Below are 13731 nucleotides of genomic sequence, written 5' to 3'. Positions count from 1 at the left end.
GGGCGGCGGGCAGGGCGGCGGTCAGGCGTCTATCCGCCGGTCGGAGGGGGTGGCGGGCGTGTCGCCGCTCCCCTCCCGCGCCCCGGGTGCGGCGGCGGCTTCCCGGGCGGTGCGCCGCGAGGCCAGCAGACTGGTCGCGGTGGTCACGGCCAGGACGCCGACGATGACGGCCAGCGAGACCGGCACCGAGATCTCCGGGACGTGCACCCCCTGCTCGTGCAGCGCGTGCAGCAGCAGTTTGACGCCGATGAAGCCGAGGATCACCGACAGCCCGTAGGACAGGTGCACGAGCTTCTTGAGCAGCCCGCCGATCAGGAAGTACAGCTGCCGCAGGCCCATCAGCGCGAAGGCGTTGGCGGTGAAGACGATGTAGGCGTCCTGGGTGAGCCCGAAGATCGCCGGGATCGAGTCCAGGGCGAAGAGCACGTCCGTGGTGCCGATGGCGAGCATCACCACGAGCATCGGAGTGATCAGGCGCTTGCCGCCCTCGGTGACGACCAGGCGGGTGCCGTGGTAGCGGTCGGTCGCGGGGACGCGCTTCTCGACCGCCTTCAGCAGCCGGTTCTCCTCGTACTCCTCCTCCCCCGCGTCCGGGTCGGCGCCGCTGCCGGACGCGGCGCCGGAACCGGCTCTGGCCTCGGCGATCAGCTTCCACGCCGTCCAGATCAGGAAGGCGCCGAAGAGGAAGAAGATCCACGAGAAGCTCGCCACGAGCGTGGCTCCGGCGGCGATGAAGGCCGCGCGCAGCACCAGCGCTATGAGCACACCGACCAGCAGCACCCGCTGCTGGTACTGCGAGGGCACCGCGAACTTGCCCATGATCAGGACGAAGACGAAGAGGTTGTCGACGCTGAGCGACTTCTCGGTGATGTATCCGGCGAAGAACTCCCCGGCGGGCTGCCCGCCGCTGAAGAGCAGCAGGCCGAGGCCGAAGAGTCCGGCGAGGACCACCCAGACGGCGGTCCACAGACCGGCCTCGCGGATGGTCACGTCATGGGGTTTGCGGCCGATCAGGAAGTCCGCGCCGATGAGCGCGCACAGGCCGGCGATGGTCAGCACCCAGAGGGCGAGGGAGACGTCCACAGGTCCTCCGACGGGATGGATTGCCGGCTCGCGATACCCGTAGCGTCCGGGGACACCACAGGTACCGCGGAAAGCGGCACGTCAAAGAACCGTACACGAATACCCAAGAAATGGTAAACAGATCACCAAGTGCCCAGGTCAGGGGCCATATGCCGGGCGAGCGGCAGCAACCCTCCCGAGCACGTCCGTGAGCACCCGACTGCCCGGCGGCACCATCGCGGGCTCGTACGTCCAGGCGTGGCCCACCCACGGATCGCACAGGTGGTCGCTGGGCAGCGGGGTCAGCCGCAGCAGCGCGCGCCACATCGGATCGAGCACCGGACCGTACGCCGACGCGTCCTCCCGGTCGGCCACCACCAGCAGATGCACCCCGGCCGAGGGGCCCTCGTCGGCGAGGTAGCGCAACTGGTTGACCGACCGGTCGTCGAAGCCGTACGGGAACTCGTTGACGATCAGCAGCTGCTCCGCGGTGTCGAAGCCGGGCGGCAGCTCGTCGGCCACCCCGCCCCTGCGGGCCATCTGGATCAGGTCGACCCGCTCGGTGAGCCGGGTCAGCAGCCCGCTCACCCCCGCCACGCCCGCGGCGGGCGGCGGCAGCACCAGCGCCCCGCCCGCGTACAGCGGGGCGAAGGCGGCGGCGCCGGAACCGGCCGGGTCCAGCGCGTGCACCGCGAAGCTGCCGACCGGGTGCGAGGCCAGCAGCCGGGCCGCGATCGACACCGCGGTGTCCATCGCCGCCCTGCGGTTCTCCGCGCCGTCGATCCACAACCCCCGCTCCAGCGGCAGCCGGGACAGCAGCGGAATGCGCAGATCCGGCACCTCGGGCAGGCTCAGACTGCCCAGCCGCACGGCGAGCGGCAGCCGCTCCGGCACCCGGTAGGCGTGCCAGGCGGGATTCTCCCAGCCCGCGAACTCCGGCGGCAGCGCCGGATCGACGGCCTCGACCTCCGCGGCGAGCTGCGCGAGATCCCGGTCCAGCACCTCCCTGGCCTGGTCGATCAGCGCGGTCTGCCGGGCCTGCGCCTCCTCGCGCGCCGCTTCGGCCGCCGGGCCGCCACGAGTGCGCGGGTCGGCCAGCAGCCGGTCCAGCTCCTGCTCCAGGCGGGACTGCGCGAAGTCGGCGGCACTGCGGTAGGCGGCCACCGACCGCGCCAGGTCCTCGAACATGCCCCAGACCTGGTTGTAGAGCCGCTCCTCCATCGAGCGCCCCGGCGCGTCCCCGGCCACCGGCACGTGCGGTGCGTTCGCGGGCGGGGGCGGCGGCGCCTGCCCGCCGGACCGCGGCTGCGGCACCGGCCCCGCGGCGGGGGCCGCGGCCGGGCGCGGCGGCGCGGCGGGCGGCTGCTGCGGCTGGGCGGCACGGCGCCGCGGGTGGCTGTAGTCGACCTTGCCGCCGGAGGAGCCCGAGGAGCCGGAGGAGCCCGAGGCCGCGGAAGGACCGGGGGCCGCGGAAGGACCGGAGGGATCCGCGGTCCCTGCCGTACCGCCCGGCCGGGCCGCACCGCCGCGCGGTCCCGCGGCGGGCGGCGGCGGGGCGACGGAGCGGGCCTGCTCGCGGTCCACCGCGGTGTGGATGGTGCCCGCGACACCCGCCGCGTCCGGCACCCCCTGGTCCAGGAAGAGCGCGGGCAGCCCGCCCCGGTAGCCCTGGCCGACGGCCCTGACCTTCCACGCCGCCTGCCGCCGGTACAGCTCGACGGCCAGCAGCGCGGTCTCCGGGCCGAGCCCGGTGATGCTGAAGCCGGCGATGGCGGTGCCGTCCGGCCGGGTGACGGCGAGCCGCGGGGTGGGCGCGGCGCCGAAGTCGGCGGGCGCGGCCGGGCGGGCGGCGGCGCCGGGCAGCGCGAGCAGTACGTGCACCACGTGCACGGACGGCGGCATCGCGCCGAGGTCCACCGCGAGGCGGTGCTCCGCGGCGGCCTGCCGCGGCACCTCGACGCCCTCCAGGTGCGGCTCGCCGGGGTGGGCGAGCCACGGCCGGTCGGCGATGACGCGCCCGGCCCCGTCCCCGAGCGTGACGGCGGCCACCACCGGTGTGCCTGCCGTGACCCGGATCTCCAGCCGGTTGTCGGGCAGCGGATGGTTCTGCCCCCGGACCAGTTCGGCCGTCATGACCGCCGCCCCCGTCTTCCTGTGTAGTGAACTGCCCCGGCCCGCAAGGCCGCGGGCACCTGCCCCGCCCCTCACCGGTACGTCCGGGCCGCCCTCCCACGGGGACCCGGACGTGCCGTCAGAGCGCCGGAAGGATGGCCGGGATGAGGTCCTGGAACGTCCGCCCGTTGGCGGGGTTGCCGATCGCGGTCATCGACCAGCCGCCCTGCCCGCGCTGCACCTTCGCCATGATCTGCGCGGTGTACGGGCCGCCGCCGGTCAGCGTGTAGCGGGCCAGCTCCTGCCCGTTGGTCTCGTCCACCAGCCGGCAGAACGCGTTCTGCACCTCGGCGAAGGTCTGGCCGGTGAAGGAGTTCACGGTGAAGACGATCTGGTCGACGTGCACGGGCACGCGCGCCAGGTCGACGATGATCGACTCGTCGTCGCCGCCCTGCCCCGCGCCGCCGACCAGGTTGTCACCGGTGTGCCGGACCGAGCCGTCGTCACTGATCAGGTGCTGGAAGAACACCACGTCGACCGGCTGCTTGTCGGCGAAGAGCACCGCGGAGGCGTCCAGGTCGATCTCCCGGGTACGGCTTCCGAACAGCCCGCGACGCGGCGCCGCCTGCCAGCCCAGCCCCATCCTGACCGCCGTCAACGAGCCCCCGTCGGACTTGCTCAGGCTGATCTTCTGGCCCTTGGTCATGTTGACCGTCACGGTCTTGCCCCTCTCACCCGTCACCTGACTGTGCGGTTGTTGCCCCGCACCCTAACAAGACGCCGCCCGACCGTATCCCGGTTCGTCCGAGCCCTCCCAGCGCGGCGATTCCCACCCCACTCAGGCCATTCCGGCATCCCGCATCTGGCGCAGTTCCTTCTTCAGATCGCCCAGTTCGTCCCGGATCCGGGCGGCGACCTCGAACTGCAGCTCGGCGGCCGCGGTGTGCATCTGGTCGGTCAGCTGGGAGATCAGGTCGGCCAGCTCCTCGGCGGGCAGCGCGCCCTTGGTGTGCTTCTCGCCGCCCTTGCCGCCGGACAGGCCCGGCACCGGCGCCTTGCCGCGCGAGCGCTGCCGTCCGGAGCCGAGCAGCTCGTCGGTGTCGGCGTCCTCCCGGGCGAAGGAGTCGAGGATGCCGGCGATCTTCTTGCGCAGCGGCTGCGGATCCACCCCGCGCTCGGTGTTGTACGCGATCTGCTTGGCGCGGCGGCGGTTGGTCTCGTCGATCGCCCGTTCCATGCCCGGTGTGACGCGGTCGGCGTACATGTGGACCTGGCCGGACACGTTGCGGGCCGCGCGGCCGATGGTCTGGATCAGGGACGTGCCGGACCGCAGGAAGCCCTCCTTGTCGGCGTCCAGGATCGCCACCAGGGACACCTCGGGCAGGTCCAGGCCCTCGCGCAGCAGGTTGATGCCGACCAGCACGTCGTACTCACCGGCCCGCAGCTCCTGGAGCAGTTCGACGCGGCGCAGCGTGTCGATGTCGCTGTGCAGGTAGCGCACCTGGATGCCGAGCTCCAGCAGGTAGTCCGTGAGGTCCTCGGACATCTTCTTGGTCAGCGTGGTGACCAACACGCGTTCGTCCCGCTCGGTGCGCAGCCGGATCTCGTGGACCAGGTCGTCGATCTGGCCCTCGGTGGGCTTGACGACGACCTCGGGGTCGACCAGACCGGTCGGCCGGATGATCTGCTCGACCACCCCGTCCGTGGCACGGGACATCTCGTACGTGCCGGGGGTCGCCGACAGGTAGACGGTCTGGCCGACCCGCTTCAGGAACTCCTCCCACTTCAGCGGGCGGTTGTCCAGCGCGGACGGCAGCCGGAAGCCGTGGTCGACCAGGGTGCGCTTGCGCGACGCGTCGCCCTCGTACATCGCGCCGATCTGCGGCACGGTGACGTGCGACTCGTCGATGACCAGGAGGAAGTCCTCCGGGAAGTAGTCGATGAGGGTGTCGGGGGCGCTGCCCTGCTCGCGGCCGTCGATGTGCCGCGAGTAGTTCTCGATGCCGGAGCAGGTGCCGATCTGCCGCATCATCTCGATGTCGTACGTGGTGCGCATCCGCAGCCGCTGGGCCTCCAGCAGCTTGCCCTGCTTCTCCATCTGCGCGAGCTGGCCCTCCAGCTCCTTCTCGATACCGGCGATGGCGCGTTCCATCCGCTCGGGACCGGCCACGTAGTGGGTGGCGGGGAAGACGTAGATCTCCTGGTCCTCGGTGATGACCTCGCCGGTCAGCGGGTGCAGGGTGTAGAGGGCCTCGATCTCGTCGCCGAACATCTCGATGCGCACCGCGAGCTGCTCGTAGACCGGGAAGATCTCGATCGTGTCGCCGCGCACCCGGAAGGTGCCGCGGGTGAACGCCAGGTCGTTGCGCGTGTACTGCACGTCGACGAAGCGGCGCAGCAGCTGGTCGCGGTCCACCACGTCCCCCACGCGCAGCCGGACCATGCGGTCGACGTACTCCTGCGGGGTGCCGAGGCCGTAGATGCAGGACACCGAGGCGACCACGACGACGTCCCGCCGGGTCAGCAGGGAGCTGGTGGCGGAGTGCCGGAGCCTTTCGACCTCCTCGTTGATCGAGGAGTCCTTCTCGATGTAGGTGTCCGTCTGCGGGACGTAGGCCTCGGGCTGGTAGTAGTCGTAGTACGAGACGAAGTACTCGACCGCGTTGTTCGGCAGCAGCTCGCGGAACTCGTTCGCGAGCTGGGCGGCGAGGGTCTTGTTCGGCGCCATCACCAGGGTGGGGCGCTGGAGCCGCTCGATCATCCAGGCAGTCGTGGCGGACTTGCCCGTGCCCGTCGCACCGAGGAGCACCACGTCCTGCTCGCCGGCCCGGATCCGGCGCTCCAGGGCGTCGATGGCCGCCGGCTGGTCGCCGCTGGGCTGGTAGGGGCTGACGACCTCGAAGGGCGCCACACTGCGTTCGATGTCTGAAACGGGCCGCATGGGTCCACGGTACGACCCCCCACCGACAATCGGCCGCGGACGCGGTCCTGGCCCCTCTCGGCGGCCCGGGACGGCGTCCCGACCAGGGCGGGGACCGCTGCCGGGACCCGGCTGTCGTACCCCGCCTCTAGGCTGGCCGCATGACGAGCGCTGCGTGGACGGTGTACGACGCCCCCATCGGGCCGCTGCTGCTGATGGCCACCGAAGAGGGCCTGGTCCTGGTCGCCTTCCGGGCCGACCAGGCGACGGTCGCGCGGGCCGTCGCGGCGGCCGGGCGGCGGCTCGGCTGCGAGCCCGTCGAGGACGCGGAGCGGCTGGCGCCGGTCGCCGCGCAGCTCGACGACTACTTCGCCGGGCGCCGCACGGGCTTCGACCTGCCGCTGGACTGGTCGCTGGTCACCGGCTTCCAGCGGCGGGTGCTGCGCGAGCTGGCCACCGGGGTGCCGTACGGGGCGGTGGTCGGCTACGGGGACCTGGCCGACCGGGTCGGCGAGCCGGACGCCGCGCGCGCGGTCGGTGTCGCGATGGGGGCCAACCCGCTGCCCGTCGTCGTGCCCTGCCACCGGGTGGTGGAGAGCGACGGCGGCATAGGCGGCTTCGGCGGCGGCCTGGAGATCAAGCGCGCGCTGCTGGCCCTCGAAGGTGTGCTGCCCGCGCCGCTCTTCTGACGCCCGGCGCCCGGCGGGGGCTACTGGACGCGGCCGGGGGCCCGCAGCTCCGGGGCCTGGCGGAGGATCTCCAGCTCCAGGTGCTGGAGTGCCGGGCTCGGCGAGATGCCCAGGTCCTCCACCATGCGCTGCTGGTGCGCCCGCAGCACCGACAGCGCGTCGGCCTGCCGTCCGGCGCGGTAGAGGGCGAGGCTCAGCAGCTCGCAGCCGTACTCGCGCAAGGGGTGGCCCTGCGTGAAGGCCACCAGCTCGGGCACCGCCAGCTCGTGGTTGCCGAGCGCGATCAGGGTCGCGCTGCGGCCCTCGATCATCGACAGCCGCAGCTCCTCCAGGCGTACGGCCTCGGGTGTGACGGGCGCGGCCGTCGCGACCTCCGCGTAGGCGTCGCCCCGCCACAGGGCGAGGCCCGTCTCGAACTCGCGCAGCGCCCGCTGCGGCTCGCCGCGGTCCAGGGCCTGCCAGCCGGCGGTGGCGCATTCCCCGAAGCGGTGGGCGTCGACCTCGACGGCCCGGCTGTCGAGCAGGTAGCTGCGCCCCCGGGTGCACAGCACGGAGGCGGGGGTGCGCGGGGCCCGGTGGGGTTCCAGGGCACGGCGCAGGTTGGCGATGTACGCGTGCAGCGAGGTGATCGCCGACTGCGGCGGGCGGCCCGACCACAGGGACTCCACCATCACATCGACCGAGACCGGCTGGCCGACCTGGCTCACCAGCAGGGCGAGGGCGGCGCGCTGCTTGGGCGCGCCCAGATCCACCCAGCGGCCGCCGACGGCCGCCTCGATGGGGCCGAGCACCCGGAACTCGACCTTGCCGGTGGCTCCGGCGCCGGGCCACGCCATGCGGCCCCCGGCGGCGGCCGCGGTGCCGGGCAGGCCGGGCAGTCCCGGCACACCGCGCAGGTCGGCCAGGCCCGGCAGGTCCGGCCCACCGGGGAATCCGGAGGGGGCGAAGCCGGTCGCCCCGGGAGACGTCCCGGCGCGGTCCGCTCCCCCGCCGCCGGGGGCCGCGGCCGTACCGGCTCCGCCGCCCGCGAAGGGGTCCGCGAAGGGATCCGCTGCGCTCCCGCGCCCGTCCCGCTGCCGCGGCAGGATGTCCAGCTCCAGCGCCTTGCTGACGTAGCTCTTCAGCGTCTCGTTGGCGCGGCGGAGTTCCCGGACCTCGCGTTCGAGTTCCGCGATGCGCTGCGCGCTGCCGGTGGTCGCGTCGGCGACCGCGGTGCCGCGGCGGATTTCTCCGTCCATCGTCTCTGCACGCATGGAGTCAGCCCCCGTAGGTCCGTGTCCGGGCATGCCCCGGACTGCGCATGCGGATGCCCCCGCCGCGGGGCCCGGCGCGCGCCGCGGGGCGCGCGCCGGGACTCCGGGCGGGGGGTGTCGCTCACCGGCCGCTGAGCGAGGGAACCTGGCCGGCGTCGCCCTCGGCGGGCTGGGCCTCGTCGCGGCGGTGGAAGAGCGCGCTGGGCCACCACATCCACCGGCCGGTGTCCAGGGTGAGCGCGGTGACCAGCACGGAGCGGACCACGAGGGTGTCCAGCAGCACCCCGAACGCCACCGTGAAGCCCAGTTCGGCGGCGAAGACCATGGTCAGCGAGCCCATGGCCCCGAAGGTGCCGGCCAGCACCACCCCGGCCGAGGTGATGACGCCGCCGGTGGTGGACAGGGCGCTCAGCGCGGCCTTGCGGGTGCCGAGCGTCGTCGCGTCCTCGCGGATGCGGGTGACGAGGAAGATGTTGTAGTCGATGCCGAGCGCCACCAGGAACACGAACGCCAGCAGCGGGTAGGACGCGTCCGCCCCGGCGAAGTGGAAGAGGTGGTTGAACACCAGGCTGCTGACGCCGAGGGTCGCGCCGAACGACAGCAGCACGGTGCCCATCAGCAGCAGCGGGGCGACGATCGAGCGCAGCAGCAGGCACAGGATGAGCAGCACCACGGCCAGCACGAGCGGGATGACGACCTTGTCGTCGCGGGTCGCGGCGTTCTCGGTGTCCGCCATGATCGCGGTGCTGCCGCCGACCTGCGCGTCCGCGCCGTCGATGCGGTGCACGGCGGTGCGGATCCGGTCCAGGGTGGCCAGTGCCGCGTCGCTGCTGGCCTCGTCCTTGAGGTCGGCGAGCAGCACCGCCTGGTCGCCCTTGGCGAAGGGGTCGCCGACCTGGGCGACGCCGGGCACCGCGGCGACCACGTCCTTGACGTGCCCGGCGGCGGCGGAGTTCGCGGCGACGTAGACGGGGTCGCCGTTGCCCGCGGGGAAGTGCTCGGCGCGCAACTGCTCGCCCACCGCCATCTGCGGCTTGTTCGTGAACTGGTCCTTGTTGGCCAGGCCCGAGGCCTTGAGCCCGAAGATCCCGGCGCACAGCGCGAGCAGCACCACGACGGTGCCGGTCCACACCAGCCGCGGGCGGCCGGAGATGCTGGTGCCGATCCGGGCCCACACGCCGTCCTTGTGCACGGCGTCGGCGCCGAAGACGGGCTTCTTGGGCCAGAAGACCCAGCGCCCGCACGCCACGAGCAGCGCGGGCAGCAGGGTGATCATGGCGAGCAGCCCGACGGCGACGCTGATGGCGCAGGCCGGGCCCATGCCCGCGGTGGAGTTGAGCCGGGCGAGCATGAGCAGCAGCAGGCTGATGGAGACGGTCGCGGCGCTCGCGACGATCGCCGGGCCGGAGCGGTAGAGCGCCTCGGCCATGGCCTTGTGCCGGTCCTCCTCGCGGGTCAGCTCCTCCCGGTAGCGGGAGATGAGCAGCAGCGCGTAGTCGGTGCCCGCGCCGAAGATGAGCACGACGAGGATGAAGCTGGTCTGTTTGTTGATGACCAGTCCGGCGTGCTGGGCGAGCAGGTAGATCAGGCCCTCGGCCGCGACCAGGGCCACGCCGACGGTCAGCAGCGGCAGCAGGGGCAGCCAGGGGCTGCGGTAGGTGAGCAGCAGGATGATGACGACGACGAGCGCGGTGATGGTGGTGAGCACGCCGCTGCCGCCGAAGGCCTTGATGGAGTCGGCGCCGTAGCCGACGGGTCCGGCGACGTGGAAGCCGAGGCCGTCGGGGTTCTTGGCTCCGATGTCCTGCATCGAGTCGACGACCTTGCTCAGGCCGTCCCAGCCGGACTTGTCCTTGTGGACCTGGACGACGGTCTGGATGGCCTTGCCGTCGTCGGACCTCACCGGCTCGGAGAGCGGGCCCTGCACGTTGGCGATGTGCTGGAAGGCCTGGGCGTCGGCCTGCGCCTTGGCCATGTCGGCGTCCGTGACGCCGGCCGCGCGGTCGTAGATGACGATCGCGGGCACGGCGTCGGCGGGTATCAGTTTCTCCACCCGGTCGACGACCGCGGTGGACTCCGCGTTGCCGGGCAGCCAGGCGGAGTTGTCGTTCTGCTCGGCGTCGGAGAGCTTGCCGGCCAGCATCATCGCGGGAACCAGCAGGACGACCCAGATGGCGATGACCACCCACTTGCCCACCCTTCCGCTGGGCAAGGCGGCCAGTTTTCGCATCATGCCGGTTCCTCCGTGTTCTGTGGGGGCGTCGGATTTCTCAGGGTGCCGGGCGTCCCTGATCACATGTCAGGATCCCGGACGGGGCTCGGCCCGTCACCGCACTCCCTGAAGCTCGCTTCGCGGATCCAGTACCCGGGCGCGGAAGTGCCCATAGGCGAGCAGCACGGGAATGTCGGTGAGCAGCGGGAAGTGGTAGGCGAAGGGGCGGGGGCCGACCATGTCGGGCGGGCCGGCGTAGCCGCCGTCGGCCTTCTGCCGTTCCAGCAGCCAGCGCATGCCGCGGCCGACGGGGCGCGGGTCGTCGGCGTAGCTCAGGGTGATCAGGCCGTAGGCGGTGCTGATGTCGTCGCTGGGGTCGCCGGGCTGCATGCCCCAGCCGCCGTCGGCGTTCTGCGTGGCGCGGACGGTCTGCTCGATGCGGGCGGCCATCGCGGCGGCGCGGATGTCGTCGGGGCTCGCGGTGCAGGCGGCGAGGCGGACCCGGAAGAGGCTGTGCAGCCGGCTGCGGCTCCAGCCGGGCTCGAAGCCGCCGTCGGCGTCCTGGACCCCGGCGAGGAAGGCGAGCGCCCTGGTGCGGGCCGCCTCGGTCGCGGGGTGCGGGGAGAGCGCGCAGACAGCGGCGGCGGTCATGCACGGCTCGGAGGAGGCCCCGGCGACGTACGTCGGGAAGCCACCGTCGGCGCCCTGGACGGCGAGCAGCGCGTCCACGCCCCGGCGGATCGACCCGGCGTGCGTGACGGGGTCGACGGCCTGGAGGAACTCCAGCGCGCAGGAGGTGTCGTCGACGTCGTTCTGCGCGACGATCGGGGACATCGACCAGCCGTCGGTGAGGGTGTTGCCGCGCGACAGCGTGGCGTGCGCGGCGCCGCCCTGGTGGGTGGCGAGCATGCCGGCCATCCGGCGCAGCAGCGCGGGGTCGGCGCCGGCCGCGTGCAGGGCGAGACCGCCGGTGGAGGTGCACCAGTTGTGCATCTCCAGCACGAACGGGAAGCCGCCGTCGGGGCGCTGGTGGCGCAGCAGGGTCTCCAGACCGCGGCGCACGGTCTCCTCGTGGCCGGGCACCCCGGCGAGCGCGTTGAGCACGAGCAGGTGCATGAGGGCGTAGCCCTCCCACACCGCGGCGCCGGGGTCGGTGGCGAGCAGGGTCTGCAGGGCGGCGTCGGTGGAGCGGTCGTGCACGCCCATCGCGTGGGCGATGATCAGCGTGATGGAGGCCTGCTGCACGGCGGCCCAGGAGTGCAGCGGGTCGGTGGGGACGGCGCCGCCGCCGGGGAGTTCGGCGTCGGCGGGCAGCGGGCAGCCGAGCACGGAGAGCACGGCGTAGACCATGAGCCGGCGGCGGACGGAGATGAAGCCGGGGGCGGCGGCGAGGACACCGGCCGCGAGGGTGTCGACGAGGGTGCTGTCGCCGTCGGCGTCGCGTCCGGCGGCGCGGGCGAGGGCCAGCGAGGCGAGCACCGTCTCCAGCCGGTCCGGCGACTCCTGGTGCCCGCGCAGGTAGCCGAGCAGGCGGTCGCGGGCGGGCGAGGTGTGGCCGGTGCGGGTCATGAGGGAGAGTGCGAGGGCCGATTCGAGCACTCTGCTCTCGCAGTGCTCGCGTATCGCGCCGTCGGGGTCGGTTCTGCCGCTGATGTGCGCGGTGAGCCGGGCGGCGGCGGTGCGCACCTCGTCCGCGTCGATCCCGTCCGGCAGTTGCAGCGGGGTCGGGCGCGCGAGGTCGGCAATCTTCATGGAGTGCTCCTGTCTGGGCCGGACCGAGCCGGTGGGTGGGCCGGGGGGACGGGGGTGGGGCCCGGCCCCGCGGGAGGTGTCCTCCGTGGCGGGGCCGGGGTGCCGGGGGTCCGGGTCAGCGCACGCTCTGCGCGAAGCGGAAGAGCTGGTGGGGGTCGTACTTGTGCTTGACCCTGGCCAGCCGCGCGTAGTTCTCGGCGTAGTAGGAGCGCTGCCAGTCGGGCAGCCGCGGGTCGATGAAGTTCTGGTACGTCTCGCCCGTCGAGTACGGGTCGATCGTCGCGAAGCCGTCGTCGACGAAGGTGTACGCGGCGGCCTCGGCCTCCGCCGAGACCGGGGCGACGGCGTCGGAGGTGAGGTAGCTGACCGAGAACAGGGCGTCGCGGTGGACGTACGCGGTGGCGTCGCGGGCGACGGTGTTGGCCTTGCCGCCCAGTGCGGAGATCTGCAGCTGGCGCATCTGGCCCGCGTAGCGGTGGTCGTCGAAGGCGGCCAGGGCCTTGGCCCAGCCGTCGCGGGGCATGTCGCCCTTCTCGAACAGCCGGCTGCGCCAGGCGCCGAAGGCCGGGCGCTGGATCTGGCCGCCGCCGGTGTCGGCGCGGTGGCACTGCTGCACCGTCAGTTCGGTGCAGGAGTAGAGCTGCATGAGCACCGACCGGTAGGGGGCGGTGAACTGCTGCCGGAAGACGGTGGGGGTGCCGACGAGCGAGACGAGGCGGGCGATCTCGGCGTCGAAGGCGGCGCTGGTGTCGACCGAGGCGAGGAACACCGAGGCGGTCGGCACGGTGCCGGGACCGGCGTCGACGAGGGTGACGTTGACGCCGCTGCCGATCGTCCAGGGCGCGTCGGGCAGCCACTTGGCCCAGCCGTCGAGCATGTCCAGCGCCTGGTCGAAGGTCCACACCAGGTTGATCGCGGCGACGTCGGTGAGCGGCGAGGGCGTGACGTCGTAGCCGGTCACGATGCCGAAGTTGCCGCCGCCACCGCCGCGCAGCGCCCAGAAGAGGTCGGCGTTGCAGTGCGGGGAGGCGGTGACGGTGCGGCCGTCGGCGAGCACGACCTGGGCGGAGTTCACCTTGTCGGCGGCGATGCCGATGCTGCGGGTGAACAGGCCCATGCCGCCGCCCTGGAAGAACCCGCCCGCGGCGACGGTCGGGCAGTAGCCGCCGGAGATGCCGAGGCCCTGCGGGGCGAGGGTGTCCATGATGTCGACGAGCTGGGCGCCGGGGCCGATGTGGACCGAGTCCTTGCCGAGCGCGACGGTGTTCAGACCGGCGACGTCGATGACCAGGCCGGGCGTGGTGGAGTAGCCGCCCGCGCTGTGGCCGCCGCTGCGGGCGGCGACGGGGATGCCGCCGGCCTGCGCGAAGGACAGGCACGCGGCGACGTCGGCGGCCGAGACGCAGTACGCCACGGCCTGCGGGCTGACGTCGTCGAACTGCACCTGGTAGAGCTGCTTGGCGCGCTGGTAGTCGGCGTCGGTGGGGAGCACGAGGTGCCCGCGCAGCCGGTCGGAGAGCCGGCTCCACTGGGCGCCGCCGTGCCGGGTCCGGGGCTTGGCCGCGGAGTGGGCCTGCGCCTGGGTGGCGCCGGCGACCGCGGTGGCGGCCACCGCGGCACCGCCGGTGCCGGCGAGGAACGATCGTCTGTTGATCATGGTGCTTCTTCCGTGGTCGTGGAGCGCGGTCGTGAAGCGACGTCAGGGCGTACGGCCGGACGGGCGGCCCGGGG

9 protein-coding genes are annotated in these 13731 nt (G+C 73.0%); 1 reads left to right on the top strand and 8 read right to left on the bottom strand.

The features are described from left to right. Positions 1–21: 21 nt before the first annotated feature. The 4 genes from ACWERV_RS07775 to uvrB form a co-directional block, all read right to left on the bottom strand. Positions 22–1083, bottom strand: a complete 1062-nt coding sequence (locus ACWERV_RS07775) for a TerC family protein (protein ID WP_452930110.1) — start codon at positions 1081–1083, stop codon at positions 22–24. Positions 1084–1221: 138 nt separating this feature from the next. Beyond that, on the bottom strand, positions 1222–3195 hold the full coding sequence (locus ACWERV_RS07770; RefSeq protein WP_452930107.1) for a TerD family protein: 1974 nt from the start codon (positions 3193–3195) through the stop codon (positions 1222–1224). Positions 3196–3313: 118 nt separating this feature from the next. Continuing rightward, on the bottom strand, positions 3314–3892 hold the full coding sequence (locus tag ACWERV_RS07765) for a TerD family protein (protein ID WP_398187644.1): 579 nt from the start codon (positions 3890–3892) through the stop codon (positions 3314–3316). Between the two features lie 120 nt (positions 3893–4012). Next, positions 4013–6115, bottom strand: coding sequence for an excinuclease ABC subunit UvrB (gene uvrB, locus ACWERV_RS07760; protein WP_398187332.1), 2103 nt, complete (start codon positions 6113–6115; stop codon positions 4013–4015). A gap of 140 nt (positions 6116–6255) precedes the next feature. Between uvrB and ACWERV_RS07755 the strand changes: the two genes are divergently transcribed. Then, the gene (locus tag ACWERV_RS07755) at positions 6256–6783 is read left to right on the top strand and encodes a methylated-DNA--[protein]-cysteine S-methyltransferase (protein WP_398187330.1); all 528 of its coding nucleotides are present in this window, start codon (positions 6256–6258) and stop codon (positions 6781–6783) included. Positions 6784–6803: 20 nt separating this feature from the next. On the opposite strand, the gene ACWERV_RS07750 is transcribed toward ACWERV_RS07755, so the two are convergent. From ACWERV_RS07750 to ACWERV_RS07735, 4 genes are all read right to left on the bottom strand, one after another. After that, positions 6804–8036, bottom strand: a complete 1233-nt coding sequence (locus ACWERV_RS07750) for an AfsR/SARP family transcriptional regulator (protein ID WP_452930102.1) — start codon at positions 8034–8036, stop codon at positions 6804–6806. 121 nt (positions 8037–8157) lie between these two features. Further along, positions 8158–10248 (bottom strand): MMPL family transporter, encoded by a 2091-nt coding sequence (locus tag ACWERV_RS07745; protein ID WP_452930099.1) that lies wholly within the window; start codon positions 10246–10248, stop codon positions 8158–8160. A 114-nt stretch (positions 10249–10362) separates the two neighbouring features. Further along, positions 10363–12000 carry a prenyltransferase/squalene oxidase repeat-containing protein gene (locus ACWERV_RS07740; RefSeq protein ID WP_452930096.1) on the bottom strand — a complete coding sequence of 546 codons (1638 nt, stop codon included), beginning with the start codon at positions 11998–12000 and terminating at the stop codon, positions 10363–10365. A 115-nt stretch (positions 12001–12115) separates the two neighbouring features. Next, the gene (locus tag ACWERV_RS07735; RefSeq protein WP_452930093.1) at positions 12116–13657 is read right to left on the bottom strand and encodes an FAD-binding oxidoreductase; all 1542 of its coding nucleotides are present in this window, start codon (positions 13655–13657) and stop codon (positions 12116–12118) included. Between the last annotated feature and the right edge of the window lie 74 nt (positions 13658–13731).

Source organism: Streptomyces sp. NPDC004031 (genome assembly GCF_053604375.1).
This window is presented reverse-complemented; position numbering and strand designations above follow the sequence as displayed.

What these genes read in the sequence shown, in the direction of transcription:
- ACWERV_RS07770 (WP_452930107.1), bottom strand. Translation starts at nt 3,195, where the DNA reads ATGACGGCCGAACTGGTCCGGGGGCAGAACCATCCGCTGCCCGACAAC.
- uvrB (WP_398187332.1), bottom strand. Translation starts at nt 6,115, where the DNA reads ATGCGGCCCGTTTCAGACATCGAACGCAGTGTGGCGCCCTTCGAGGTC.
- ACWERV_RS07755 (WP_398187330.1), top strand. Translation starts at nt 6,256, where the DNA reads ATGACGAGCGCTGCGTGGACGGTGTACGACGCCCCCATCGGGCCGCTG.
- ACWERV_RS07750 (WP_452930102.1), bottom strand. Translation starts at nt 8,036, where the DNA reads ATGCGTGCAGAGACGATGGACGGAGAAATCCGCCGCGGCACCGCGGTC.
- ACWERV_RS07740 (WP_452930096.1), bottom strand. Translation starts at nt 12,000, where the DNA reads ATGAAGATTGCCGACCTCGCGCGCCCGACCCCGCTGCAACTGCCGGAC.
- ACWERV_RS07735 (WP_452930093.1), bottom strand. Translation starts at nt 13,657, where the DNA reads ATGATCAACAGACGATCGTTCCTCGCCGGCACCGGCGGTGCCGCGGTG.